Below are 24,385 nucleotides of genomic sequence, written 5' to 3'. Positions count from 1 at the left end.
CCCATGACGATTGCTGGACGTCGTAGCGGCCCGCCCCCCCATATCTCATCGTATACCCCAATCTGCTCTTCGCCGTCTTCGCCCGGCGCGTATGGCAGGCCCGGCCGGCTGTCATCTGCGGCTGCCCGAGGTCTCTTCGGCTCTTTCCCGCAACTCGGGCTTGCCAGAGTACCGGTTTGGCGTTCAGCTAAGATCAGCAGCGGGGGTGCGGATACTATTTTAAGCATGAATTATTTGAGCTTGAAGTTAAAATTCGCGCATGCTAGCTTTTTTGAAACAAAGTTAGGGGCCGAGAAAGAGCCCCACCCAACAAGGAGACACTGATGACACTGAAATCACTTGCCATGGCGGCCTCCATGATGGCGCTGGGAACGGTTGCTCTGGGCGACACCCATGACGATGCGGTCCGCGTCGGCATGATCACCACTCTCTCCGGCGGCGGCGCGGGGCTGGGTATTGATGTGCGCGACGGCTTCATGCTCGCCATTGCCCAATCCGGGCTCGACAATATCGAGGTGATCATCGAGGACGATCAGCGCCGGCCCGATGTGGCTGTCAGGCTTTCGGACGAAATGATCCAGTCCCATGATGTAGATGTCATGACCGGGATCATCTGGTCCAATCTGGCCATGGCGGTAATCCCCAGCGCGGTGGCGCAGGATGTGATCTACCTGTCGCCGAATGCCGGGCCGTCGCAACTGGCCGGCAGGGGCTGTCATCCGAACTACTTCAATGTCGCCTGGCAGAACGACGCCCTGCACGAGGCCGCCGGGGCCTATGCAAACTCGCAAGGCTACACCAACTCATTCATTCTCGCGCCGAACTACCCCGCGGGTCAGGATGCGCTGACCGGTTACAAGCGGATGTATGAAGGCGGGCTTGCAGGTGAGCTTTTCACCGAGCTTGGACAGACCGATTACGCCTCCGAGATTGCACAGATCCGCGCATCGGGTGCCGATAGCGTGTTCTTCTTCCTGCCGGGTGGCATGGGCATCGCCTTCGTGAAGCAGTTTGCCGATAGCGGCGTCGATATCCCGCTGATCGGTCCTGCCTTCAGCTTCGATCAGGGGATCCTCCAGGCCGTGGGCGCGGATGCACTTGGCATCGTGAACACTTCTCAGTGGAACCGCGACATCGACAACCCGACCAACGCGGCCTTCGTCGAAAGCTTTCAGGCCGAATACGGCCGGCTGCCATCGCTTTACGCAAGCCAGGGCTTTGACACGGCGAACCTGCTGATCTCGGCCCTTGCGGTTGCCGATCCGAGCGATGGGGATGCGTTCCGTGCGGCCCTTGCCGCCGCCGATTTCGACAGTACGCGGGGCGATTTCGCCTTTGGCCCGAACCAGCACCCGATCCAGGACATCTATGTCCGCGAAGTGATCCAGGATGGCGATGTGTTCACCAACCGGATCATCGGTGTGGCGCTTGAGGATCATGGCGACTTCTACGCAGCCGAGTGTTCGTTCTGATCCGCCCCAAGGCCTGACGCAGCCCTGAGGCCGCGTCAGGCGCCGCTTCGCAGAAAGACCGGACATGTCTCTCATCCTTTTTGCCGAGCAGGTTCTGAACGGCTTGCAACTGGGCGTGATGCTGTTCCTGATGGCAGCCGGGCTGACCCTCGTCTTCGGGGTGATGGGCCTGATCAATCTGGCCCATGGATCGCTGTTCATGATCGGCGCCTTTGCGGCCGCCGCCGTTGCGGGCGCCACGGGGTCGTTCCTGCTTGCGCTGATGGCCGCGCTTGCCGCCGCCGCCGCCGCCGGCGCGCTGGTGGAGCTTGTGGTGATCCGGCGATTATACAACCGCGACCACCTCGATCAGGTTCTGGCCACCTTCGCGCTGATCCTGATCTTTTCCGAAGGAACCCGGTGGGTCTTCGGCTCATTTCCGCTTTTTCTAAACATCCCGGATTATCTGGCCGGGCCTGTGACGTTGCCCGGCGGCATCCAGTATCCGTTCTACCGCTTGACGCTGATCCTGATCGGGCTGGCGGTGGCGCTCGGTCTCTTCCTGCTGATCAGCCGTACCCGTCTGGGCATTCAGATCCGGGCCGGTGAAAACGACCGGGAGATGATCGCCGCGCTCGGCATCAACATTTCGGGGCTCTACACCATCGTGTTCGCGCTTGGCGCCGCACTGGCCGGGCTGGCCGGCGCGCTGGTGGGCGCGATCCAGTCCGTGCAGGTCGGCATGGGGGAGCCGGTCCTGATCCTGGCCTTCGTGGTTATCGTGATCGGCGGCATCGGCTCGATAAAGGGGGCGCTCGTCGGGTCCATCCTTGTGGGGCTGACGGACACGTTGGGCGGGCTCCTGCTTCCCGAGCTTTTCCGGCAATTCATGGACAGCTCGGCCGCCTCCTCCGCCGGTTCGGCGCTGGCCTCAATGCTGATCTACATCCTCATGGCGGCCGTTCTCATCGTGCGCCCCACCGGTCTTTTCGGGGCGAAGGCATGAGCCGCGAGCAGATCCTCAACGCCGCCGTGATGCTGGCGCTCGTCGCCTTCCCGCTATGGGCCTGGGCAACGGATGAACCCTTCCTGATCACGCTGACGACCAAGGCGGCCATTCTGGCCCTGGCGGGCGTCGGGCTGAACATCGCGCTCGGTCTTGGCGGGCTGGTCAGCCTCGGCCATGCGGCGTTTTTCGGGATCGGCGGCTACGCCATGGGCGTTCTGGCCAGCCACGCACAGCTGTACGATCCGATCCTCGAAACCCCGTTTCTGATCGAGGGCACGAAATCCATGCCGATCATCTGGCTGGTCGCCATCACGGCCTCGGGGCTCGCGGCGCTGGCGATCGGCGCGCTGAGCCTGCGAACCTCGGGCGTCTACTTCATCATGATCACGCTGGCCTTCGGGCAGATGCTTTATTTCTTCGCAATCAGCTGGCCCGCCTATGGCGGCGAAGACGGGCTGTCCATCTATGTACGCAACGACTTTCCGGGCCTGAACACCCTCGATCCGATCCAGTTCTACGTCATCGTCCTTGCCCTTCTTGCAGCTGTGCTGTTCCTGACATCGCGGCTGGCGAAATCCAGCTTCGGCCTTGCGCTGAATGCCGCGCGGCAATCGCCCATGCGGGTCGAGACCGTCGGCATCTCGCCCTACCGCCTGCGGCTGATCGCCTTCACGATTTCGGGCATGATCACCGGGCTGGCGGGGGCGCTGTTTGCCGATCTGAACCGGTTTGTCAGTCCCACCATGCTGAGCTGGCAGACAAGCGGCGAGATCATGGTTTTCGTCATTATCGGCGGGGTCGCGCGTCTGTTCGGGCCGGTGGTGGGCGCAATGCTGTTCATCTTGCTGGAACATCTGCTTGGCGGGTTGTCGGACTACTGGCATGTCTATCTGGGGGTGCTCCTGCTTCTGATCGTGCTGTTCGCCCGTGGCGGGGTGATTGGGTCGCTCGCGGGCCGGGGCAAGGCCCATGACTGAGCCCATCCTGCAAACCATCGGCATCACCAAGTCCTTCGGCGCGCTGCAAGCCAGCCAGGATATCTCCATCGACCTGCGCCCAGGCGAAATACACGCGCTGATCGGCCCGAACGGCGCGGGCAAATCGACCCTGATCAAGCAGATCGCCGGAGGCCTGCGGCCCGATGCGGGGAAGGTTCTGTTCCGCGGCGAAGACGTCACACCGCTTGGCACCGCCGAACGTGCCAGACGCGGGCTCGCCCGCACGTTCCAGATCTCCGCCCTGGCCATGGAAGACACGGTGCTGCAAAACGCCCTGCTTGGCGCCATGGGCGCAGGCGGCACGGCCTTCCGCTTTCTCCGTCCCGCCCTCGCGCAGCGGGACCTGCGCGCGGTGGCCGAAAACGCGCTGGAACTCGTCGGATTGAGCGCGCATGCCGCGACGCCGACATTCGAGCTTTCCCATGGTCAGCGTCGTCAGTTGGAGGTGGCCGTCGCGCTGACACTTGCCCCCAAAGCCTTCGTCATGGACGAGCCGATGGCCGGCCTTGGTTTCGAAGGCTCGAAGAACCTGACCGGTTTCCTTGACGGCTTGCGCCACACCGCTCCGATCCTTCTGGTGGAACATGATATGGACGCCGTCTTTGCGTTGGCGGACCGGGTCAGTGTGCTGGTCTATGGCAGGATCATCGCCACCGGCACGGTCGAGGAAATCCGGAACGACCCCGATGTGCGCGTCGCCTATCTGGGGGAGGATGCATGACGCTCCTGTCGGTTCGGCATATCGGCGCTTTCTACGGTGCGTCTCAGGCGCTCTTCGATGTCTCGCTGGAGATCGCGGAGGGCGAGGTCCTTGCGCTGATGGGCCGGAACGGGATGGGCAAGACCACCACCGTCAAGACCATCTGCAGGCTTCTGCCGGTCAGTGCGGGCACGGTCCTGTTCGACGGTCAGGATCTGGCGCGTCTGCCGGCCTACAAGGCCGCGCGGATGGGGCTGGGCCTGGTTCCCGAGGGGCGGCGCTGCTTCACCAATCTGACGGTTGCGGAGAACCTGATCGCGGCGGCCCGCCCCGGCCATTGGGACATGGACCGGATTGCCGCACTTTTCCCTCAATTGGCGGATCGGCACGACCAGTCGGCGGCATCTCTTTCTGGGGGCGAACAGCAGATGCTGGCCATTGGCCGCGCGCTGATGACCAACCCGCGCCTGTTGATCCTTGATGAAGCGACCGAGGGGCTGGCCCCCGTCGTCCGGCAGGAAATCTGGGCGGCCATCGCCACGCTGAAACGGGATGCAGGCCTCGCCATCCTGCTGGTGGACAAATCCCTGCGCGAGTTATCGGCCATCGCCGACAGGGCGGTGATCGTGCAGCGCGGCAAGACCGTCTGGTCCGACGCGATGGCCAACCTGACCGAAGATATCACCAACCGCTATCTGGGCGTCTGACCCTGCGCCGGCCCGGGTCGACCGCGGCATCCCCCGCGGCGTGCGGGGCGCAGGGACCTAGAACGGCTCGATTTCGATCCTGTCCAGCAGCGCTTCCGCATCGCGGCGATTGCACAGTTCCGTGGCGGGGGTCATCACCGCCGCCGCCGCTGCCGCGGTTCCAAAGGCCACAGCCGCGCGAAACCCGTCGCCACGGGCAAGCGCCATCACCATCGCGCCCACAAGGCTGTCGCCGGCGCCCACGGCACTGACGGTTTCGATCAGCGGCGGACGACAGAAAAAACACTCGCTGGCCGAAATCCCAAGCGTACCCGTCGCGCCGAGCGCCATCACCGCGTGCTCCGCGCGGCCGCTTGCGATCAGGCTTCGGCCGAAAGCGGCGGTATCCTCAGGCGTGGTCAGGGGCCGCCCCGCCAGTTCATCGGCTTCCGCACCGTCGACACGCAGCAGATGATAAGGGGTGGTCGCCTGCTCCACCGCCTGTACCAGGGCCGCGCCCGATGTATCCAGAACCATCGCCGCCCCGGCTGCGCGCGCATACGCATTCATCCGGACAGGCAGATCTGGCGACAATCCGGGCGGCAGGCTGCCCGACACCACCATCAGCGTGTCGCGCGTCAGAACCGCGTCAAGCAGGGTCCAGAGCCCATCCACATCCGCCGCCGCCCAGACCGGGCCCGGCATGACGAACCGGTACTGCCCGCCTGCGCTCATATCGGTAATCGCGAAGGATTGTCGCGTCAGTCCGGAAATCGGCAATCGCGCAACCTGCACCCCTTCGGCCTCCAGCAGATCGCACAGAAGCGCGCCGGTCACGCCCCCCGAGGCCACAACCGCGCGGGATGTCCCGCCGAGCCGCGCAATCGCCCGGGACACATTCACCCCGCCCCCGCCGGGATCCAGCCGCGCCTCCGCGCAACGCAGTTTCGGCCCCGGCACGACCTGCGGCGTCTCGGCCGAAACATCCAGCGCCGGGTTCAGCGTCAGGGTCAGAACGTCACGCATGCGCATCTCCGGTCGGCGGTTCATCGCCCCCATAGGTCATATGTGCGCCCGACGCATGCAACCCCTAAGACACCCGCAACCAGCCGGGCGCAAACCGGATATCCGCGCAGCCCGTGAACCTGGCCACGCGCTCCAGCTCGGCCTCCAGCCGGCGGATGCGGCCCCTGCCCGTCTTCACTCCGCGCTCGGGCCAGAACGCGCTCACATCGAGCCCGCCGGCGTTCCGGTCGCATTTCATGTCGATGCGACCGATCATCCGGTCCCCCTCCATCACCGGGAAAACATAATAGCCATAGCGCCGCTTCGCCTCGGGCACGAAAATCTCGATCCGGTAATGAAACCCGAACAACCGCTCGGCGCGGTTGCGGTCGCGCAGCACGGGGTCGAAAGGGCTGAGAATCCGCAGACGCGGCGCGACGGCCGGCAGATCGGTCAGGCCGTCCATCACCTCCGGCCGCAGAATGACGCAGCGCAGACCGCCGCTGGCCAGCGCGATATCGGCCTGGATCACGCGGCCGCTTTCCAGCGCCTCCGCCACCCATTTCTTCGCCTCGTCCGGCTGCACCAGATCCCAGAACGCCGCCAGTTCCCCCGAGGTGGCAAAGCCCAGGCGATCCAGCGCCCCGGCGCAGGCCCAGTCTATCGTCTCCTCCGCCGGATGCCCCGCATTCAGGGCCTCCGGCGGGATCACCCGCTCGCTGAGGTCGTAGATCTTGCGAAAGCCCTCCCGCCTTGAGACAGACAACTCCCCCGAACGCCAGAGATACTCCAGCGCGGTCTTGGATGGATGCCAATCCCACCAGCCGGTGGATTTTTCGGGCCGCTTGTCGGCCAGGTCGCCGCTGCCCACGGGCCCATGATCGCTGATATGGGCCAGGACCCGGTCGATCTCGGCATGAAACGCTGAGCCATGCCAGTTCTTCCAGCGCTCGCGCAGCCGGGCGGCGTCACGGGCGAATTTGAGGCGCCAATGGGGAAAGAACGCCACCGGAAGGACCGAGGCGTCGTGGGTCCAGTGCTCGAAAACCGCCCTCTTGCGATCGTTCAGCCAGCGCAGGCTCGCAGGTTTGTAAGCTTGCCTGCGGGACCACAGGATCATGTCATGGGCGCGCGCCACGGTATTGACGCTGTCGACCTGCACGAACCCGAGATCCTGGATCACCCCGGCCAGTGCATCGCCCCGCGCCGCCCCGTTTGGCGCCGTCGCCAGCCCGTGGCGACTCAGAAACAACCGTCGCGCGGTGGCATTGTCTATCAGAGGCCGGGCCATGGCAGTATCATGGGGTGCGGATCGCGTCGGATGCAATCTCAATCGGTGATCGTCAGATGACCCCGATACAACGGGATCATTTGCATAGAGAGCGGGCCAAGCGGACATCTCCGCCGGCTTGGCGATCCCGGCTACGGCTTCGGGCAGGCCTGCGGCCGGGCGATCGCCAGCTTCATCTCCGCCCGGGCGCTCCGGAACCCGCCTATAGTCGGGGGTTTACACACCGCTCAGGCGGCGCTTTTGGCGCTCCCGTCCGCCCAGTCCCAGGGCCGGGTGAACTCGCCCAGAACCTGGGCCAGCTTCGCCTCGTCCACCTCGCCCGTGCGTTCCAGATGCGCGACCAGACCGCGCTTCTTGTCTTCGCTCACCTCGACTACGAGCGCCTCAAGCCCCGCCTCTTCTAGCGCTGCATTATAGACACGGCTGATCGCCCGCTTGCGAAGATCAGGTTTGAAGATCTTGCCGACTGCGGTTTTCGGCAGTTCCGGCAGGATTTCCAGATACTTCGGGATGGCCGCGCGCTCATGCACGTGCTCCTTGCAGTGATCCATCAGAGATGCGACCGTGATATCGGCACCTTCGACCAGTTCGACATAGACGCAAGGCAGTTCACCCGCGAAGGCATCGGGCTGGCCGATGGCCCCGGCGAAGGCCACGGCCGGATGACCCGCCAGCGCCTCTTCGATCTCGGCAGGGTCGATATTGTGACCGCCACGGATGATCAGATCCTTCGCGCGCCCGGTGATCCAGAGATAGCCGTCCTCGTCGATCCGGCCCAGATCGCCGGTGCGCAGGTAGATATCGTCGTTGAAAAGATCGATGTTCTTGTCATCCTCGGTGTAAGTCGAGCCTTCGAACACGCCGGGGTTGTCAATGCAGATCTCGCCGACTTCGTCGGTATCGCACAAGGTCACGCCTTCGGATGTATGCTTCATGATCCGGACTTCCGTATGCGGAAACGGAAACCCGACCGAGCCGATCTTCTTGTCGCCATCCACCGGGTTGCAACTGACCAGACAGGTGGCTTCGGTCAACCCATAGCCTTCGATCAGCGTGACACCGGTTGCCTTTTCGAACCGCTTGAACAGCTCTACCGGAAGCGGAGAAGAGCCCGAAAACGCCGTCTTGACCGACGAGATATCGGCATTCACGGGGCGCTGCATCATGGCCGCAATCGCCGTGGGCACGGTGATGATGAAACTGATCTGCCAGCGTTCGACCAGCTTCCAGAAATTGTCGAAAACACCCTCGCCGCGGTACCCTTGTGGTGTTGGAAACACAACATGCGCTCCGGATGCAATCGCCGCCATCAGGATCACGTGGCAGGCAAAGACGTGAAAAAGTGGCAGGGGGCAGATGATGTTGTCTTTCTCGGTGAACAGCAATGTGTGCCCGATCCAGCCATTGTAGATCATGCCGGAATACTTGTGCTGCGCGACCTTCGGCATGCCGGTGGTTCCACCGGTATGGAAATAGGCGGCAACCCGGTCCGCGGTACTGTCGGCGAAATCCAGATGTTCGCTGCGCTGGCGGCTCAACTCCCCATTGAAATCGAGTATGCGGGCCTTGTGCTGGATCTCGTATTTGGGACGGATCAGCGGCACGATCAGCTTTTTCAGCCCGGTCATGTACCGCAGCAGATCGACCTCCAGCACGGTTTTGACATTCGGCGCCAGTTCCACCGCCTCGGCCACTTTCTGGGCGACGTCGGTCTTGGGAAAGGCCTTCAGCGTGACGACAACCTTGGCATTCGTCTCCCGCAGGATGGAGCCGATCTGTTCGGCGTCCAGAAGCGGATTGATCGGATTGACGATACCGGCGATGGCACCGCCAATCAGCGTGACGGCCGTTTCGTTGCAATTGGGCAGGATGAAGGCCACTGTATCGCTTTCACCTACGCCCAGGCTGCGGAACAGATTGGCGGCCTGCGTCGCGCGACCATGCAACTCGTTCCAGGTGAGGGTTTCGGCCTTGTCCCGCGGCCCGGAAAACAGCTGGAACGAGATCGCGTTCATTCCGCCGAACTTGTCCCTGGTCTTGCTCAGCAACTCGTACAATGTGGTCGCCGGCTGGCTGGCGGGCCAGGGGTTGGACTGCTCGACGGCTTTGATATCCTCGGCGTTGGCAAAACGCACCATGTGCCACCCTCCCTTAAGTCGCGTTGGAGGCCATTTTGAGCCTGGCCTCTCCTCCATGGGGTAGATTGGGCACAACCGGCCCGTGACGCAAGCGTAACGCTGCGCAAATCAGCCGGACCCGCGTTATTCCGCAGCCATGCCTTCGGTGAATTGCAGCCGCGCCAGGCGGGCATAAAGCCCGCCTTGGGTCACAAGCGTATCATGGGTACCTTCGGCGACAATCTGCCCATCCTCGAAAACAAGGATACGGTCGGCCTGTTTTACCGTGGCCAGCCTGTGCGCCACGATCAGTGTGGTCCGGCCCGCACTCATGGCGGCAACAGCATCCTGTACGGCGCGTTCACTTTCCGCGTCCAGCGCCGATGTTGCCTCGTCGAGCAGCAGGATCGGCGCATCGCGCAAAATCGCGCGGGCGATGGCGATGCGCTGTTTCTGACCACCCGACAGCATGATGCCGCGTTCGCCCACATATGTGTCATAACCTTCAGGCAGATCGCTCAGAAATCCGTGGGCTGCGGCGGCTCTGGCAGCTTCTTCCACCTCGGCGTCACTGGCATCGGGTCGCCCGAACCGAATGTTCTCCCGCGCCGAAGTGGCGAAGATCACCGGGTCTTGCGGCACCAGCGCCATCGCGTCGCGGAAGGTCGCGCGCGTCATGTCGCGCAGATCCTGACCGTCAAGGGTGATGCGGCCCGATTCGGGATCGTAGAACCGCAAGAGCAGTTGGAATATTGTGGATTTCCCGGCGCCCGAAGGCCCGACAAGGGCGACGGTTTCGCCGGGTTGCACGGTCAGGTTCACACCGTCGAGCGCGGCGGTTTCGGGGCGTGTCGGGTAATGGAAGCGCACATTCTCGAACGCGATGGCCCCACGCCCGCCAAGCGGCAGCGGCGCGCCTGACGCAGGGTCGCCCACGCTGTCAGCGGTTTGCAGCAGTTCCACAAGCCGCTCCGTCGCGCCCGAGGCACGCTGCAGCTCCCCCCAGATTTCGGAAAGCGCGCCGACAGATCCGGCCACCATGATCGCATAGATCAGAAACTGGATAAGCTCTCCCACGGTCATCGCATCCGCGCGCACATCCCGTGCACCGATCCAGAGCACGCCCACGATCCCCGCGAAGACCAGCGCGATCACGATAACCGTCATCACCGCCCGCGTGGCGATGCGTTTCTTGGCACTGTCGAAACTGCGCTCCGTCACCTTGTCAAAGGTCGCGGCGGAGGGGCGCTCATGGGTGAAGGCCTGCACGGTCTGTACCGACAACAGCGCCTCGGACGCATTGCCGGAGCTTTCGGCGATCCAATCCTGATTTTCCTTGCTCAGCACCCGCAGGCGACGGCCCAGAACCACGATCGGAATGATAATGGCCGGCACGATCAGCAAAACCATTCCGGCCAGCTTCGGGGAGGTTACGGTCATCAGGATCAGCCCGCCGATCAGGATCAGCAGATTGCGCAGGGCGACGGAAACCGAAGAGGAAATCACGCTGAGCAAAAGGGTCGTGTCCGTCGTGATCCGGCTCAGCACCTCGCCGGTCATGATGCGTTCGTAAAACGCGGGGCTCATGCCGATCATCCGGTCGAACACCGCCTTGCGGATATCGGCCACCACCCGTTCGCCAAGCCGGGTGACCAGGTAGTAGCGCAGCCCCGTGCCAATCGCCAAAAGCGCCGCTATGCCGAGTGCTGCCAGAAAATACTTGTCCAGCAGTTCCGCGCTTTCCGTCTCGAACCCGTCGACGACGCGGCGCACCGCCAGCGGCAGCGTCAGCGACACGATCGCCGTCAGAACCAGCGCACCGACGGCCGCCCCCAGCATGAGGCGATAGGGCGCGAGAAACGGCACCAGTGCCCGCAGGCTGCCGATGCGTTTGGATTTCTCGCGTTCTTCCACTGATTGGGTTGGGCTGGTTTGTGGCCCTGCCATGACGGTCCCGGTTTTCTTAACGTGTTGCAATCCGAGATAAATGGACCAACGCCTGCGCACAAGGCTTGGTTGCCGCCTGCGACCCCGGGCCGCCGGTCAAACCGGGCGCAACATCGCCGTCAGCCAGTCGTGCATGGCGCTTTTGGCGTTGCGCTGATGTCGGATGGCGGCGACCTCGAAGGGCCGGATCGCCAATGGGGGTTGCCGCGTGGTCAGGCCGAACCGGGCCGCGTGCGCCGCAACCAGACGGCCGGGCAAGGTTGCCACCATGTCGCTGGCCGCGACCGCGGCCAGCGCCGGAAAAAACAGCGGAACAGCGGCCACCACCCGGCGCGTAAGGCCGAGATTTTCAAGTTCCCGGTCGACGACGCCGGTCAGATCGCCCGCGGGCGAGACGACCAGATGATCGGCCTGCAGGAACGCCTCAAGGGTCCAGTCGCGGGTGGCCAGTGGATGATCGGCGCGAAACACCACCGCATAGCCTTCTTCGTGGATCGGCTCGGCCTGAAACCGTTGCGGCAGATCCCAGATGAAGCCCAGGGCCAGATCCAGCTCGCCGGCGTCCAGCGCGCTCAGCGCCGCCTCCCGCCCCAGGGACCGGATCACAAACCGCAGGCCCGGTGCCTGCGCCCGGGCACGGTGCAGAAGGCCCGGAACCAGCGTGGCCATCTCGTTGTCATAGGCCCCGATCCGGATCACGCGCGTTTCCGCGGCCGGATCGAAATCGGTTTCCGTGGTCAAGGCCTCGGACAGGATTTCCACCGCGCGGCGGATCTTCGGCTCAAGCGCGATGGCCACGGCGGTGGGCTCCATCCCCGCGGGCCGGCGCAGAAACAACGGGTCGTCGAAGATATCCCGCAGGCGTTTGATCGAATGGCTTATCGCCGATTGGGTCAGCCCCATCCGGCCCGCCACTTCCACGGCTTTGCGGTGCTGCATCAGTCCCAGAAACACCAGCAGCACGGTGAGATCCAGACGCCTGAGTGCAATTTCATCAATATCATACATGAAGCATATGCATTTTCATTTAAGTAAGTCGCTTGCTAGCACGGCTCGACGGCACATGCCAAGGGAGACGGATATGAAGATCGCGATCATCGGCGCCGGTGATGTCGGGCGCGCACTTGGCACAAACTGGGCCAAGGCGGGCCACGAGATCCGCTATGGCACCCGCACCCAGGAAGCGTCGGACGAGATGACGCCACGCGAGGCCGCCGATTGGGGCGCGGTCGTCGTTCTCGCCCTGCCCTGGGCGGCGGCCAAGGATGTATCAGCCGACCTGGGCACTCTCGCAGGCAAGCCGGTTATCGACTGCATGAACCCGATCGCGCGGGGGCCCGACGGGATGGGGCTCGCCCTCGGGCACACAAGCTCGGGCGCGGAACAGGTGCAGGCCTGGCTGCCGGAGGCCCATGTTATCAAGACCCTGAACCAGGTGGGCGCCGAGGTCATGGCCGACACCTCCGGCTTCGCCCTGCGGCCCCTGCAATTGATGGCCGGCAATGACGATGGCGCGAAATCCGTCATCGCCGGGTTGCTCGACGATCTCGGGTTCGAGCCGTTGGATGCGGGCGATCTGGTCAAGGCGCGCCTGCTGGAACCCTTTGCCCTTGTCTGGATTAATCAGGCGCTGATGCGCGGCAAGGGCCGGAACTGGGCCTTCGGTGCTATGCCGCGGGCAGGTCAATGAGCGATCCCGTCACCGTCGTGGCCCGTCGCCATGTGAAGCCCGGATCCGAGGAGATCTACGAGAACTGGCTATCCCGCCTGACCGATGCGGCGGCCGCCCTGCCCGGCTATCTGGGTGCCGAATTTCACCGTCCCGAAAAACCGGACGCGCCTTACACCAGTGTCTTCCGCTTCGACACGCCCGACAATCTCGCGGCGTTCGAAGCATCCGGACTCCGCGCCCGCTTTCTGGCCGAGATCGCGCCCCATGTCCGGGGCGACGCGGTCTGGGACCGGCTGACCGGTCTGGAGATCTGGTTCGAGGCCCCGAAGGGCGCGCCCCTTCCGCAGCCAAACGCCTTTCGCATGGCGCTGGTTCTGGTTGCGGTCGTGTTCCTGCTGGTGCTTGCGCTGAACCTCGCGCTTGCGCCCCTGATCGGCGGCTGGCCGCTGGCACCGCGGCTGCTTCTGACGGTGATCCTGCAGGTCTTCCTGATGACCTACGTGATCATGCCCAGGGTGACCAAAGCCCTTGGCGCCTGGATCTATTCAGACTGATAAACCACTGAAAAGGAAAGATACAATGTCTGCATCCATCGACACATTCGGCACCAAACGCATCCTGATGATCGTCGCCAATCCGGGCACCTCACCCACAACCGGCTGGCCTGTCGGCTTCTGGTGGGCCGAGGTCACACACCCGTTCTGGACCTTTACCGAAGCCGGCTACGAGGTGGAAATCGTGTCCCCCAAGGGGGGCGACCTGATGGCCGACGGGTTTTCCGACCCGGAAGACGAAAGCCAATATTCGGCCCACGATATCCTGTCGCTCGGGTTCAAGACCTCGCCCGCCCATAGCGCCAGATTGCAGGCCACCAGATCCATCGCGGATGTATCGATTGACGACTATGACGCGATTTTCATTGCCGGCGGCCAATCCCCGATGGTCACCATGATCGACGACACCGACCTGCACGGATTCGTGGCGCGCGCCTATGAGGCCGGAAAGATTGTCAGCATCGTATGCCACGGCACCTGCATCTTGCTGAAAACCCGATTGTCGAACGGCGATCTGCTGGTCAAGGGCAAGACGTGGACCGGCTTCGCCGATGCCGAGGAAGCATTTGCCGATGCCTTTGTCGGGCAGAAGATCCAGCCCTTCTGGATCGAGGAGGAAGCGCGCAAGATGGAAGATACCAATTTCGTGGTCAATTCCATGTTCAAGCCCTTCGCGATCCGCGACGGCAATCTCATCACCGGACAGCAGCAGTTTTCGGGTGCGGCCGCGGCCGAAATGGTCGTCGCCACTCTTGGCCGCTAACCGGCGCGTAACGGATCAGCCGGCGGACAGATCCTTGTCCCCGGCGTCCCGTTCGCCGCGCCGGATCGCGGCCATCTCGGCGGAAAGCTCCTCCTGCTGGGGGCCCAGAACCTCCTTGATGCGCGCGATATAGGCGGGGTTCTCCGGCGGCGGTATGTTGATGTCATAGACATCCGCCACTTCCACCATCGCGCGGCGATCCATCTCATCGAAGGCCGCCGCCATCCTTTCCGCATGCGCGCGCGGAATACCCAATGCCTCGAATGCGGACCGGCCCATGCGGATCGAACTGTCATAGGTCTCGCGGATGATATCGCGGCACCCCACGGACCAGAGCTGATAGACATGGTCCCGGTCGACCGCGCGCGCCATCACATGCAGATTGGGATAGTTGTCGAGAGCATACCGAACCAGTTCGGTAATCTGCTCCTTGTCGTCAATGGCCACGATCAGCAGTTTCGCCTCGGCGATCCCGGCTGCGTGCAGCATGTCAGGCCGGGTGGCGTCACCAAAATAGGTCTTGATCCCGAAGGCGCGCAGATTGTCGATCTGTTTCGAGCTGAAATCAATCACGGTGGAGGAGAACCCCGCCGCCGTCAGCATCCGCCCGATCAGGCCGCCGACCCGCCCCCGGCCCGCAATGATAACCTGGCCGGTTTCGTCGATCTCGTCGGCCTCACGCTCTTGATCATGCGAGAATTTCGGCGCGATGACGCGATCATAGAGGATGAAGAGCGCCGGGGTCAGCAACATCGACAATGCCACGACCAGCAGGAGCTGATCGGCAATCGCCGTCGGCAGAACGGAACTGGCCACGGTGAAGGACAAGAGCACGAAGCCGAACTCGCCGGCCTGCGCCAGTCCAAGGGCGAACAGCCATTTGTCACCGCCCCTGATGCCGAAAAATGGGGCAAGGGCCAGCAAGACCGCGCATTTGATCGCGATCAACCCAAGCGTCATGGCCAGGATCAGCACCAGATTATCGAACAGAAGCGCGAAGTTTATCCCCGCGCCGACCGTCATGAAGAAAAGGCCCAGAAGCAGCCCCCGGAACGGGTCGATATCCGATTCCAGTTCGTGGCGATACTCGCTGTTGGCCAGCACTACACCGGCCAGAAAAGTGCCCAATGCGGGCGAGAGGCCGACCAGCGACATCAAAAGCGCGATCCCTATGACCATCATCAACGCGGTCGCCGTGAACAACTCGCGCAATTGCGCAACCGCGATGAACCGGAAAATCGGCCGGGTCAGATAGGTGCCGCCCAGACCCACGGCCGCAATCGCGCCGATGGTCACCAGCGCCGTCTGCCACCCGTTCAGGCCCGACACAAGGCTCATCGGCGCGGCGTGATCACCGCCGGAATGATCGTCGGCGGCGCCATGGGCAACCTCCGCGCCATGGACCACCGCCCCGCCCATATCCATCAGTTCCGGCATCGCCAGTAGCGGAATGAAGGCCAGCATCGGGATCACGGCGATGTCCTGGAACAACAGGACCGAAAAACTCGATTGCCCGCCATCGGACTTCATCAGTCCTTTTTCGTTCAGGGTCTGCAAAACGATCGCGGTGGAAGACAGCGCAAGGACCAGACCGATCGCCAGGGCGATGGTCCAGGGCTGACCGAAGGCCATCGCAGCCGCCATGACCAGCGCGGCGGTCAGCACGACCTGCCCGCCACCCAGCCCCAGAAGCCGCGCGCGCATCTCCCACAACAGTCTTGGTTCCAGTTCAAGACCGACCAGAAACAGCATCATGACAACGCCGAATTCCGCAAAATGCTGGATCGAGATGACATCGACCCCCAGCACCACGAGGATCGGGCTGATCACGATACCGGCGATCAGATAGCCCAGCACCGAGCCGAGTCCGAGACGCGAGGCAATCGGCACCGCGATCACGCCCGCGATCAGAAAAATGAACGCCAGCAGCAGGAAATCCGTCATACGCCCCCCAATTTGCCGTCAGGTCGCAGGGAGGAATGTTGCCCGCTATCAGACATAAGTCAATTTGAAGGGAATGGAGCGGGCGACGGGAATCGAACCCGTATCATCAGCTTGGAAGGCTGAGGTCTTACCATTACACAACGCCCGCAGACCGGGATTGGGGTAATTCATGGGGGCCAAGGCGTCAAGCCGGATGTGGCGCAAGCCCTCCCGGCGGCAGGACTTTGTCGCAAGCGGACGAAATGGCCTCCTGGGCTCCAGCCCCATGACTGGCGGGAGCGCGGCCATGTCGTGCAACAGCACCCCGGGTCGGGCATGATAACGGGCCGATTGTTTCCAGCGCCTTATTTCCGCCTCTTTTGAAGCATATCTGTTTCCCAAGCAGCAACAATAAGATCAACAACGAGCAGGCTGCATCAAAAACGAATTCTCCCTGGACTGGACCGGGCCGCGTCTCTTGCGCGGCCCCTTTTTTTGACCTTACGCAGGGTCGATCTCAGGCCGCGAGGGGCCGGATCAGCTCCGCGCCCTCTGCGGTGTTCGAGTTCACCTTCCTGTCCACCCGATGGGCCAGCAACCTCCCCTCGGGCGCGGCCTTCATCAGCCGTGCGGCCCCATGTCCCGCCTCCCCCAGCCACAGCGCCCATTCCTCGGGCGCAAGGCTCACGGGTTCGCGGTGGTGGATGCGCGACATCGCACCGCCTGCGGCGCAGGTCACGATGGCACAGGTTTCAAAACTGTCCTGCCCGCCGGTCCAGCTTTGCCAGATCCCCGCGAAGGCAAGCGGTTGCACCGTGTCGGGCCGGATATACCACGGCAGACGGGCGCCATCCGCGTCCTTGGTCCATTCATAAAAGCCGGTTGCCGGGATCAGGCACCGCCGTTCCCGGCATGCCATCCGGAATGCGGGTTTCCGGGCGATGGTTTCTGCCCGCGCATTGATCAGCAGCGGGCCATCTGTGGGTGATTTGTACCAATGGGGCACGAATCCCCAACGCATCGGGCGATAGCGCCGCATGCCAGTTTCGGACGTGACGACACCGACCTGTTGCGTCGGACAGATATTGTAGCGCGGACCGTGAGGCAGATCATTCGCCGGCGTCGCCTCGAACAGCTCCGCCATCTCGCCTGTCGGATGGGTTAAAACAAAACGCCCGCACATGAGGCTGAGCCTAGTGCGGGCGTGACGCGGATAAAAGTTGGATCAGGCGCCGTAGACGGCCCGATAGGCGATTTTTTCGGCATCGCCGCGGTAGATATTCAGATCCAGCGCAACATCCAGAGGCATCCGGGAAATCTCGGCTACGGTCCGGTTGTAGGCCGCACGTTTTGCGGCGGCAGTGCGCAGGCGTGCAATTATCGAGGTCATTGTGCAGCTCCTTTCAATGCTGGTGTGTTCGTCTTCGATGACCTCCATATGATAGCGCTAACCTGATCTACAATTGACGGTTTTCGATGTCCGCCATGAGTTTTCTGCATAGCAGAATGTGACAAAGGAAAAGGCCGGTGAAGGAACGCCCCCACCGGCCCTTTGCGATTTCGGATCAGCCGTTTACTCGGCCTGGCTCACGCGCCCGTCGGTATAGGGCGTATAGGGCGTATTCTCGGCCAGATAGTCGGCCACGACCTGCTCCAGCCCGGGGCCGAAATCATAGGCGTTCATGCCGTTGGTGGCGAACATCGAATAACCGTCGCCGCCGCCGCGCATGTAGTTGTTAGACACGACGCCGTAGATCGCCTCGGGATCGATCGGCTCCCATCCGGCCTCGGTCTCCAGTTCGGCCGAAACGATCCGGCTGCCCGGTTCCGCCGCCGCGTCCCAGACATAGCGCATGCCGGCGACCTGAGGGAAACGGCCCGCGCCATCCTCGACCCGGCTGACCCCGTTTTCGAGGGCCGCCACCACATCGGCGCCGCTCAGCTGGAAGGTTGCCAGCGTGTTCTGGAACGGCAGAACCGTGAAGACCTCGCCCATGGTGATCGGCCCGCCGTCGATGGAGGCGCGCAGGCCGCCACCGTTCTGAATGGCGATCTGGATGCCCTGATCGCGCACCCGTTCCAGCATCGCATCGGCGACGAGGTTGCCCATCGGGCATTCCCCGGCCCGGCAAACCTCGCGCGATCCTTCGATCGGCTCGGACGCCTCGGACACGACGTCGCTCATCGCCTCTTCGATCGGTCCGGCCAGTTCGGCGACGCGCGCGGCAATCGTCGCGTCGGGTTCCACGCTGGCATCCAGGACCATGGTGTCGCCGCCGGCATAGACCACATTGCCCGCGTCATCGAAGGTGACTTCAAGATGGCCAAGATACTTCGAATAGGCATAGGCCTGCACGATCGGCACCAGCGTCCCCTCGGGGTTGGTGGCGAAGGTCGGGTAAGGCCCCGCGCGATCCTCGTCCGTGGCCGACAGATAGGTGTGCGAATGACCACCGACGATCACGTCGATACCGGTGACCGCCTCGGCGATGGCGATATCCACTGGCAGGCCCACATGGGTCAGCGCGACGATCATCGTCACGCCCTGCTCGGTCAGCGCATCCACATCCGCCTGCAGCGCGTCAACCTCGTCCTGAAAGATGATGTTGGGCCCGGGGCTGGAGGTTTCCACCGTGTCAGTGGCCAGCGCGGAGACCACGCCCACCTGCATTCCGTTCACATCCAGCACCACGTAATCGCCAACCCGGTCGTTCAGCAGGTTCGACTGGCTCAGATCCAGATTGCCGGAGATCACCGGGAAGTCCACGCGATCGAGGAAATCAGACAGACCCTGCGGCCCGTCGTCGAACTCGTGGTTGCCGACGGCCATGGCGTCGAAGCCGATGGCCATCATCATCTCGGACTCCACCTCGCCCTTGTAGGTCGTGTACATCAGGCTGCCCTGAAACTGATCGCCCGCATCCAGAACGATCACGTTTTCGCCCGCCGCCGTCAGTTCGTCGCGCAGCGTGTTGATCGCGGTAGCCACCCGGGCCACGCCGCCGAAACACTCGCCCGCGGCGTCATCCTCGGCATTGCAGGTGCTGTCGAAACGGTTGATCGGCTGGATGCGGCTGTGCAGATCGTTGATATGCAGAATGTGCAGCGTCGTTTCCGCTGCCGCTGGCGCGGCGATGCCAAGCGCGGCAAGCATCGCGGTCGAGCGCATGATGTTCGCAAGCATGTCTATAACTCCCAGGTCTTGATGGACCCGTCGAGAGTGACGGGCAGACGGAAGCAAGTAAAGGGATTTGAGTGACATGGAGGTGACACTTGACGCCACGGCGCGTTGCGGCCATCCCGGCGCCATGCAGATTTACAAGATATTGCGCGCCGGGGAATGGGCCGCGCTCCGCACGGACGGCGAAACCCGGGGAGCGCCGGTAGATATCGCCGACGGGTTCATCCATTTTTCCACGGCGGCGCAGGTGGCCGAAACGGCGGCTCGGCATTTCGCGGGCGCGCGCGATCTGGAGCTTCTAGCCTATGACAGCGAAACGCTCGGCCCGGCACTGAAATGGGAACCGTCGCGCGACGGCGCGCTGTTCCCGCATCTCTACGGACCGCTCCGCCTGTCGGATATGCTCTGGCACAGCCCGCTGCCCCTTGAAAACGGGCGCCATGTCTTTCCCGAAGGCGTGATCTGATGCTGGAACGCGCTGGTCTGGCCCTGATGCACCGGATGGAGCCCGAGCGCGCGCACGGTCTGGCGCTCTGGGCGCTCAAGGCGGGGCTTGCGCGTGGTCCGGGACCTGTGACGTCCCCGCGGCTTCGCACGGATCTGGCGGGGATGGCTCTGCCCAACCCGATCGGTCTGGCCGCCGGGTTCGACAAGAACGCTACCGCGGTCGGACCCTTGATGCGCGCGGGCTTCGGCTTTCTGGAGGTGGGTGCAGCCACGCCCCGGCCCCAGCCCGGCAACCCCAGACCGCGCCTTTTCCGGCTCTCCGAGGATCTGGCCGCGATCAACCGGTTCGGCTTCAACAATGACGGGATGGCGGCGATCGCGGCGCGTCTTGCAGCCATCGCCCATGAGATCCCGGTGGGTTTGAACCTCGGTGCGAACAAGGACAGCGCCGACCGCGCCGAAGACTTCGCGACGGTACTCGGGCATTGCGGCCCGCATGTGGCCTTCGCCACCGTCAACGTCTCCTCCCCCAACACCGAGCGGCTGCGCGATCTGCAAGGCAAATCGGCGCTGAGGGCTCTTCTGTCCGGCGTGATGGCCGCCAATGCCGGTCTGGCCCACCCGATCCCGATCTTCCTGAAGATTGCCCCGGACCTCTCACCCGCCGAGCTGCAGGATATCGCCGAGGCCGCCATCGACGCCGGGCTGAGCGGGATCATCGCGACCAATACCACGCTTGACCGCGATGGATTGAAAAGCCCCCGTGCCAGAGAGAAAGGCGGTCTTTCCGGACAGCCGCTTTTCGCGCGCTCCACCCGTGTTCTAGCCCGATTGTCGCAACTGACGGCTGGCGCGGTGCCGCTGATCGGTGTCGGCGGCGTGGCCTCCGCCGAGCAGGCCTATGCCAAGATCAAGGCGGGCGCGTCGGCCGTTCAGCTCTATACCGGTCTCGTCTATGGCGGGCTCAGCCTCGCCGCCAGAATCGCCAGGGATCTGGATCGGCTCTTGGCCCGCGACGGCCACGAGACTGTCGCCGCCGCCGTGGGCACGGACCGCAAACCCTGGCTGCAATAGGGTCGGCACAGCTCACCCCACCCCCGGGGCACCCCTACCCCGCCGCCCGTTCCAGTGCCGGATAGCGCGCGGCGAGGCTCACCCCGCGAGCGGTGAAAAACACCAGCAGCGCCGCCCAGAGCCCGTGATTGCCGAAGGCCGGCACCAGTGCCCAGAGCGCGACCAGATAGACCAGCCCCGACAGGATCATCATGTTGCGCATGTCTCGGCTACGGGTCGCGCCGATGAAGATCCCGTCCAGCATCCAGGCCGCACAGCCCACCAGCGGCGCGGCCACCATCCATGGCAGGTAGGTCCGCGCCTCCGCCCGGACCTCGGGCGCGGTGGTCATCACATCGATCATCCAGCCGCCAAGCAGCGCGAAGCCAACGGCCATCGCGATGCAGATCATCAGCCCCCAGACCCCGGTCAGCAGCGCGCTGCGTCTCAGCCGGCCCATCGCCCGCGCACCCATCGCCTGCCCCACCAGAGCCTCGGCGGCAAAGGCAAACCCGTCCATCGCATAGGCGGTGATATACATGAACTGCATCAGGATCTGATTGGCCGCCAAAGGCACGTCACCGAAATCGGCGCCGATGAACAGAAACGATGTGAACCCCGCCATCAAGATGACCGAGCGAATCAGAATATCGGTGTTCACCATGGCCATGTGGATCAGCCGCGCCCGGTCGAAAACCCTTGGCCAGTCGCGCCATGCGGGCCGCCGGAACGCCCCCCGGCAAAGCCACAGGCCCAGCGCGAACCCCGCCCATTCCGAGACGAATGTCCCTAGCGCGACGCCCTGCACGCCCCAGCCGAGGCCAAGCACGAAAAAGATGCTCAGCAGGATGTTCAGCAGGTTCATCCCCAATTGCAGAACCAGCATGCCGGTGGTGCGTTCATGGGCAATCATCCAGCCGGTCAGCCCATAGATCGCAATAGCGGCGGGGGCGGAAAAGATTCGGATCGCCATGTAGTCCCGGGCCAGCGCCTCGACCTCGGCGCTGGCCGGAGCGATCAGAAACGCAGCCCGGAAAATCGGGCCCTGCAGCGCGATCAGCATCAGCCCCGCCGCCCCGGCGATCATCAGAACCCGGCTGAGCAGCGCCGAGACCTCGGCAGCGTTACGCGCGCCGATGGCCTGCCCGGTCAATCCCACCGTGCCCATCCGCAGGAACCCGAAAATCCAGTAGATCGTGGACAGGATGATCGCGCCGATGCCCACCGCGCCGATCGGCGCGGCCTCCCCCAGTTGCCCGACCACACCGGTGTCCACGGCACCGAGGATCGGCACGGTCGCATTGGACAACACCACGGGCAGCGCGATTTTCAGAACCCGGCGATGGCTGAGGGGCTGGGCCGGGACCTGCGACGCCAGCACCCTAGTTTGACCGGCCCGGCATCAGGAAATGCCCCGTGGCCTGGGCGAAAAGTCGCGAACGGTTGTCCTGCCACGCCTCCACATGGACCGAAGCGTAACGCCGCCCGCTGCGGTTGACCCGAGCGCGTGCATAGGCGTCCCGCGGTAGGCCCGAGCGCAGGTAGTCGACGGTGAAATCAATTGTCTTTGGCAGGCGCGGCAGGGTCTCCGGCGTCAGCGCCCCGCCCTCCAGACGGCCGCTTTCGATCTCGTCCCACAGAATCTGGAAACTCAGTTCGATGATCGCCGTCGTCTCCAGAAACGCCGCCGTGGCCCCGCCATGCAGGGCCGGCAGAAACGGATTGCCGATCAGCTTGTCGTCATAGTTGAGCACCCCGGTCAACTCGTCGCCGCGCCGGTCGAAGGTGATCCCCATCGTGCGGATATACGGCACCCCGTCGACAAGCGCCGACAGCGCCGCGTCGCGCCGCTGCTTGATCAGATGCACGGGCTCGGGGCGGGGGCGGCTCATGGCGCGCGCTCCGGCGTCCGGGCCTGTTCGATGGTGAACGCGCCGGTGGCCGCGGCCACCGGCCGGGTCTCGTCCTCGTCGAAGGCCTGGGCGCGCACGAAGGCCACGCTGCGGGTGACGTGATAGCATTCCGCCCGAGCCACGATCCGCTGACCGGGGGTGGCCGGACGCATGTAGTCGATCCTCAGATCGATCGTGGCCGTGCCGGCCGGCGCATCCGCATGGCTCATCACCGCCGCGCCGCCGCAGGTATCCATCAGGGCCGATACCGCACCGCCATGGATCACGCCGGTTCTGGGATCGCCCACCAAAGCCGCGTCATAGGGCATCGAAATGGCGGCAAGCCCCTCCCCGATCTCGTCCAGATGCATCCTCAGCGCCTTGGAAAACGGAATCGCCTCGATGAATTGCCGGGCGATCCGGGCCTTGTCCTCTGACGTCGTCGCCATCTCTTCTGTCCTTATTCCGGGGCCGGCTGCGCGGACCCTGAGCACGGGCCGACAGGTTTTCAGAAGCCCGGGCCCGGGTGCAAGCCATAACATCGCTTTGCATTCGCGTGGCGGCTGGTGCAGAAATGACGTGACGGCAACAACCACTTAGATCAAGCGATGTCAGACGACCGGCTGGATTTCAAGCAGATGTGCACCCGCTTCGAGGTGACGCCGCGCACCCTGCGCCATTACGAGTATATCGAGCTTCTGGCACCTGAGCGCGATGGCCGCGCCCGTTTCTACGGCCCCCGCGAGGTCGCCCGGATGACGCTGATTCTGCGCGGGCGGCGTTTTGGGTTCAGCCTTGAGGAAATCCGACAGTGGCTTGAGCTCTATGACGCGGACCCCGAAGGCAAGCTGCAAAGGGACGCGTGGCTTGCCATGGCCGACAGGCAGCTGGCGGAGCTTGACCAGCGCCGGAACGAGCTGGACGAGATCATCGCCGAATTGCAGGCGCTTCGCGATGCGACGGCGGCCGGCGGGTCATGAGCCCGCGCTCCCTGCATTGGGCGGTGGCCTTTCTTGCGTCTGCGGTCCCGGCGCTGGCGGATGAGCCGCTGCCCCCTCCTGCGCAGTATTTCTTCATCACCGAAACCCGGGTGCATGTAACCGGCGTTTTGGCGCGCGACCTGGTCCGGATCGAGCCTGTCAGCGGGATCGAGGATACCTGGGAAATTCCCGGCTGGCGGCGCAATGTCCACCCGTCAGCGGACGGACAATATGTGCTGGTCGGAAACCCCGGTCTGAACCTGCTCGAAGGGGTGCCCACGCCGGAGCGCACTGTCATGGAGATCTGGGCCGCACCTGGCGAGTTGCTGGGCACCGTTCCCCTGGGGACGCTGATGGATCCGGCCGATCTGGAACCCACCGCATCGCACCATCGCTGGATCGCAGGATATCAGTGGACCGGGACCGGATGGCGCTTTCTGACCCCTGACGGGCAGTTCTGGCATCTGTCCCCGAACCCGCTCAGGCTGATCCGCGAATGACATCGGAAGGTAGGGTTTTCCTTACCTGCAAGGGGTTTGGCGCCAAATCCGGCTTTTGCAGATATTGCGCCTGACCCTGCGTCATCTTTCCTGACCTTTCGTCAATCATGAAGTGACGCAACGTTCCGTTTACGTCAACGTAAGCTTTGCTTGTAGAAAAGATCCGGTCCGCGCACATCAGGAGCCAGAATCGATGTTTTATGCAATGAGGGATCT

At 63.7% G+C, this 24,385-nt stretch carries 24 protein-coding genes and 1 tRNA gene; 12 read left to right on the top strand and 13 right to left on the bottom strand.

Going from position 1 to position 24,385, the window contains the following annotated elements; genetic code table 11:
- The first annotated feature begins 323 nt into the window (after positions 1-323).
- The 5 genes from D9R08_RS13130 to D9R08_RS13110 all read left to right on the top strand — a co-directional run bounded on the left by D9R08_RS13130 (position 324) and on the right by D9R08_RS13110 (position 4,865).
- Positions 324-1,472: an ABC transporter substrate-binding protein gene (locus D9R08_RS13130; RefSeq protein WP_121898511.1), complete on the top strand. Its 1,149-nt coding sequence runs from the start codon at positions 324-326 to the stop codon at positions 1,470-1,472.
- A gap of 64 nt (positions 1,473-1,536) precedes the next feature.
- Positions 1,537-2,457 carry a branched-chain amino acid ABC transporter permease gene (locus D9R08_RS13125; RefSeq protein WP_121898510.1) on the top strand — a complete coding sequence of 307 codons (921 nt, stop codon included), beginning with the start codon at positions 1,537-1,539 and terminating at the stop codon, positions 2,455-2,457.
- Positions 2,454-3,437 (top strand): branched-chain amino acid ABC transporter permease, encoded by a 984-nt coding sequence (locus tag D9R08_RS13120; RefSeq protein ID WP_121898509.1) that lies wholly within the window; start codon positions 2,454-2,456, stop codon positions 3,435-3,437. The genes D9R08_RS13125 and D9R08_RS13120 overlap by 4 nt, the downstream gene beginning before the upstream one ends.
- Complete coding sequence (locus D9R08_RS13115; RefSeq protein ID WP_121898508.1) at positions 3,430-4,179, top strand: ABC transporter ATP-binding protein; 750 nt, start codon at positions 3,430-3,432, stop codon at positions 4,177-4,179. Before D9R08_RS13120 ends, D9R08_RS13115 begins: the two co-directional genes overlap by 8 nt.
- Positions 4,176-4,865: an ABC transporter ATP-binding protein gene (locus D9R08_RS13110; RefSeq protein ID WP_121898507.1), complete on the top strand. Its 690-nt coding sequence runs from the start codon at positions 4,176-4,178 to the stop codon at positions 4,863-4,865. Before D9R08_RS13115 ends, D9R08_RS13110 begins: the two co-directional genes overlap by 4 nt.
- A 57-nt stretch (positions 4,866-4,922) precedes the next feature.
- On the opposite strand, the gene D9R08_RS13105 is transcribed toward D9R08_RS13110, so the two are convergent.
- The 5 genes from D9R08_RS13105 to D9R08_RS13085 all read right to left on the bottom strand — a co-directional run bounded on the left by D9R08_RS13105 (position 4,923) and on the right by D9R08_RS13085 (position 12,212).
- Positions 4,923-5,870, bottom strand: a complete 948-nt coding sequence (locus D9R08_RS13105; RefSeq protein ID WP_158598996.1) for a 1-phosphofructokinase family hexose kinase — start codon at positions 5,868-5,870, stop codon at positions 4,923-4,925.
- Between the two features lie 64 nt (positions 5,871-5,934).
- Positions 5,935-7,140 carry a winged helix-turn-helix domain-containing protein gene (locus D9R08_RS13100; RefSeq protein ID WP_121898505.1) on the bottom strand — a complete coding sequence of 402 codons (1,206 nt, stop codon included), beginning with the start codon at positions 7,138-7,140 and terminating at the stop codon, positions 5,935-5,937.
- A gap of 227 nt (positions 7,141-7,367) precedes the next feature.
- Entirely contained in the window at positions 7,368-9,278 is a 1,911-nt protein-coding gene (locus D9R08_RS13095) for an acyl-CoA synthetase (protein ID WP_121898504.1), read from the bottom strand.
- Positions 9,279-9,401: 123 nt separating this feature from the next.
- Entirely contained in the window at positions 9,402-11,204 is a 1,803-nt protein-coding gene (locus tag D9R08_RS13090) for an ABC transporter transmembrane domain-containing protein (protein WP_121898503.1), read from the bottom strand.
- Positions 11,205-11,300: 96 nt separating this feature from the next.
- The gene (locus tag D9R08_RS13085; RefSeq protein ID WP_121898502.1) at positions 11,301-12,212 is read right to left on the bottom strand and encodes a LysR family transcriptional regulator; all 912 of its coding nucleotides are present in this window, start codon (positions 12,210-12,212) and stop codon (positions 11,301-11,303) included.
- 73 nt (positions 12,213-12,285) lie between these two features.
- Here D9R08_RS13085 and D9R08_RS13080 point away from each other — a divergent pair, with 73 nt between their 5' ends.
- The 3 genes from D9R08_RS13080 to D9R08_RS13070 are packed head-to-tail and all read left to right on the top strand — an operon-like array spanning position 12,286 to position 14,193.
- Positions 12,286-12,894, top strand: a complete 609-nt coding sequence (locus tag D9R08_RS13080) for an NADPH-dependent F420 reductase (RefSeq protein WP_121898501.1) — start codon at positions 12,286-12,288, stop codon at positions 12,892-12,894.
- Positions 12,891-13,430, top strand: coding sequence for an antibiotic biosynthesis monooxygenase (locus D9R08_RS13075; protein WP_121898500.1), 540 nt, complete (start codon positions 12,891-12,893; stop codon positions 13,428-13,430). The genes D9R08_RS13080 and D9R08_RS13075 overlap by 4 nt, the downstream gene beginning before the upstream one ends.
- Positions 13,431-13,455: 25 nt before the next feature.
- Positions 13,456-14,193 (top strand): type 1 glutamine amidotransferase domain-containing protein, encoded by a 738-nt coding sequence (locus D9R08_RS13070; protein WP_121898499.1) that lies wholly within the window; start codon positions 13,456-13,458, stop codon positions 14,191-14,193.
- A gap of 15 nt (positions 14,194-14,208) precedes the next feature.
- Here the strand turns inward: D9R08_RS13070 and D9R08_RS13065 are convergent, their stop codons facing one another.
- From D9R08_RS13065 to D9R08_RS13045, 5 genes are all read right to left on the bottom strand, one after another.
- Complete coding sequence (locus D9R08_RS13065; RefSeq protein WP_121898498.1) at positions 14,209-16,137, bottom strand: cation:proton antiporter domain-containing protein; 1,929 nt, start codon at positions 16,135-16,137, stop codon at positions 14,209-14,211.
- Positions 16,138-16,211: 74 nt separating this feature from the next.
- Positions 16,212-16,285, bottom strand: a tRNA-Gly gene (locus D9R08_RS13060).
- Between the two features lie 348 nt (positions 16,286-16,633).
- A complete protein-coding gene (locus D9R08_RS13055) occupies positions 16,634-17,299 on the bottom strand; it encodes an SOS response-associated peptidase (protein ID WP_121898497.1) in 666 nt (221 codons plus the stop codon).
- 42 nt (positions 17,300-17,341) lie between these two features.
- Positions 17,342-17,506, bottom strand: coding sequence for a hypothetical protein (locus D9R08_RS19260; protein WP_199709351.1), 165 nt, complete (start codon positions 17,504-17,506; stop codon positions 17,342-17,344).
- Between the two features lie 183 nt (positions 17,507-17,689).
- Positions 17,690-19,300, bottom strand: a complete 1,611-nt coding sequence (locus D9R08_RS13045) for a bifunctional metallophosphatase/5'-nucleotidase (RefSeq protein ID WP_121898495.1) — start codon at positions 19,298-19,300, stop codon at positions 17,690-17,692.
- 124 nt (positions 19,301-19,424) lie between these two features.
- Here D9R08_RS13045 and D9R08_RS13040 point away from each other — a divergent pair, with 124 nt between their 5' ends.
- On the top strand, positions 19,425-19,763 hold the full coding sequence (locus tag D9R08_RS13040) for a DUF952 domain-containing protein (protein ID WP_121898602.1): 339 nt from the start codon (positions 19,425-19,427) through the stop codon (positions 19,761-19,763).
- Positions 19,763-20,818: a quinone-dependent dihydroorotate dehydrogenase gene (locus tag D9R08_RS13035; RefSeq protein ID WP_121898494.1), complete on the top strand. Its 1,056-nt coding sequence runs from the start codon at positions 19,763-19,765 to the stop codon at positions 20,816-20,818. The genes D9R08_RS13040 and D9R08_RS13035 overlap by 1 nt, the downstream gene beginning before the upstream one ends.
- Before the next feature lie 34 nt (positions 20,819-20,852).
- On the opposite strand, the gene D9R08_RS13030 is transcribed toward D9R08_RS13035, so the two are convergent.
- Genes D9R08_RS13030 through D9R08_RS13020 form a run of 3 tightly spaced genes read right to left on the bottom strand, consistent with a single transcriptional unit; the run spans position 20,853 to position 23,138 of the window.
- Complete coding sequence (locus tag D9R08_RS13030) at positions 20,853-22,178, bottom strand: MATE family efflux transporter (RefSeq protein WP_121898493.1); 1,326 nt, start codon at positions 22,176-22,178, stop codon at positions 20,853-20,855.
- A 1-nt stretch (position 22,179) separates the two neighbouring features.
- A complete protein-coding gene (locus D9R08_RS13025) occupies positions 22,180-22,689 on the bottom strand; it encodes a PaaI family thioesterase (protein ID WP_121898492.1) in 510 nt (169 codons plus the stop codon).
- Complete coding sequence (locus tag D9R08_RS13020; RefSeq protein WP_121898601.1) at positions 22,686-23,138, bottom strand: PaaI family thioesterase; 453 nt, start codon at positions 23,136-23,138, stop codon at positions 22,686-22,688. Before D9R08_RS13020 ends, D9R08_RS13025 begins: the two co-directional genes overlap by 4 nt.
- 159 nt (positions 23,139-23,297) lie before the next feature.
- Between D9R08_RS13020 and D9R08_RS13015 the strand changes: the two genes are divergently transcribed.
- Both D9R08_RS13015 and D9R08_RS13010 read left to right on the top strand, forming a co-directional pair.
- Complete coding sequence (locus D9R08_RS13015) at positions 23,298-23,669, top strand: MerR family transcriptional regulator (RefSeq protein ID WP_121898491.1); 372 nt, start codon at positions 23,298-23,300, stop codon at positions 23,667-23,669.
- Positions 23,666-24,169 (top strand): hypothetical protein, encoded by a 504-nt coding sequence (locus tag D9R08_RS13010; RefSeq protein WP_121898490.1) that lies wholly within the window; start codon positions 23,666-23,668, stop codon positions 24,167-24,169. The genes D9R08_RS13015 and D9R08_RS13010 overlap by 4 nt, the downstream gene beginning before the upstream one ends.
- The last annotated feature ends 216 nt before the right edge of the window (positions 24,170-24,385 follow it).

Origin of the sequence: Rhodophyticola porphyridii (assembly GCF_003688285.1) — a bacterium.
GTDB classification, from domain to species: Bacteria; Pseudomonadota; Alphaproteobacteria; order Rhodobacterales; family Rhodobacteraceae; genus Rhodophyticola; species Rhodophyticola porphyridii.
The sequence above is the reverse complement of the archived record's forward strand: the minus strand, read 5'-3'. Positions and strand labels throughout refer to the sequence as shown.

Coding starts and splice junctions, on each gene's coding strand:
- D9R08_RS13085 (WP_121898502.1), bottom strand. CDS start 12,212: ATGTATGATATTGATGAAATTGCACTCAGGCGTCTGGATCTCACCGTG.
- D9R08_RS19260 (WP_199709351.1), bottom strand. CDS start 17,506: ATGACCTCGATAATTGCACGCCTGCGCACTGCCGCCGCAAAACGTGCG.
- D9R08_RS13080 (WP_121898501.1), top strand. CDS start 12,286: ATGAAGATCGCGATCATCGGCGCCGGTGATGTCGGGCGCGCACTTGGC.
- D9R08_RS13090 (WP_121898503.1), bottom strand. CDS start 11,204: ATGGCAGGGCCACAAACCAGCCCAACCCAATCAGTGGAAGAACGCGAG.
- D9R08_RS13055 (WP_121898497.1), bottom strand. CDS start 17,299: ATGTGCGGGCGTTTTGTTTTAACCCATCCGACAGGCGAGATGGCGGAG.
- D9R08_RS13100 (WP_121898505.1), bottom strand. CDS start 7,140: ATGGCCCGGCCTCTGATAGACAATGCCACCGCGCGACGGTTGTTTCTG.
- D9R08_RS13110 (WP_121898507.1), top strand. CDS start 4,176: ATGACGCTCCTGTCGGTTCGGCATATCGGCGCTTTCTACGGTGCGTCT.
- D9R08_RS13035 (WP_121898494.1), top strand. CDS start 19,763: ATGCTGGAACGCGCTGGTCTGGCCCTGATGCACCGGATGGAGCCCGAG.
- D9R08_RS13025 (WP_121898492.1), bottom strand. CDS start 22,689: ATGAGCCGCCCCCGCCCCGAGCCCGTGCATCTGATCAAGCAGCGGCGC.
- D9R08_RS13120 (WP_121898509.1), top strand. CDS start 2,454: ATGAGCCGCGAGCAGATCCTCAACGCCGCCGTGATGCTGGCGCTCGTC.
- D9R08_RS13095 (WP_121898504.1), bottom strand. CDS start 9,278: ATGGTGCGTTTTGCCAACGCCGAGGATATCAAAGCCGTCGAGCAGTCC.
- D9R08_RS13015 (WP_121898491.1), top strand. CDS start 23,298: ATGTCAGACGACCGGCTGGATTTCAAGCAGATGTGCACCCGCTTCGAG.
- D9R08_RS13130 (WP_121898511.1), top strand. CDS start 324: ATGACACTGAAATCACTTGCCATGGCGGCCTCCATGATGGCGCTGGGA.
- D9R08_RS13020 (WP_121898601.1), bottom strand. CDS start 23,138: ATGGCGACGACGTCAGAGGACAAGGCCCGGATCGCCCGGCAATTCATC.
- D9R08_RS13105 (WP_158598996.1), bottom strand. CDS start 5,870: ATGCGTGACGTTCTGACCCTGACGCTGAACCCGGCGCTGGATGTTTCG.
- D9R08_RS13045 (WP_121898495.1), bottom strand. CDS start 19,300: ATGCTTGCGAACATCATGCGCTCGACCGCGATGCTTGCCGCGCTTGGC.
- D9R08_RS13075 (WP_121898500.1), top strand. CDS start 12,891: ATGAGCGATCCCGTCACCGTCGTGGCCCGTCGCCATGTGAAGCCCGGA.
- D9R08_RS13070 (WP_121898499.1), top strand. CDS start 13,456: ATGTCTGCATCCATCGACACATTCGGCACCAAACGCATCCTGATGATC.
- D9R08_RS13010 (WP_121898490.1), top strand. CDS start 23,666: ATGAGCCCGCGCTCCCTGCATTGGGCGGTGGCCTTTCTTGCGTCTGCG.
- D9R08_RS13065 (WP_121898498.1), bottom strand. CDS start 16,137: ATGACGGATTTCCTGCTGCTGGCGTTCATTTTTCTGATCGCGGGCGTG.
- D9R08_RS13040 (WP_121898602.1), top strand. CDS start 19,425: ATGCAGATTTACAAGATATTGCGCGCCGGGGAATGGGCCGCGCTCCGC.
- D9R08_RS13125 (WP_121898510.1), top strand. CDS start 1,537: ATGTCTCTCATCCTTTTTGCCGAGCAGGTTCTGAACGGCTTGCAACTG.
- D9R08_RS13115 (WP_121898508.1), top strand. CDS start 3,430: ATGACTGAGCCCATCCTGCAAACCATCGGCATCACCAAGTCCTTCGGC.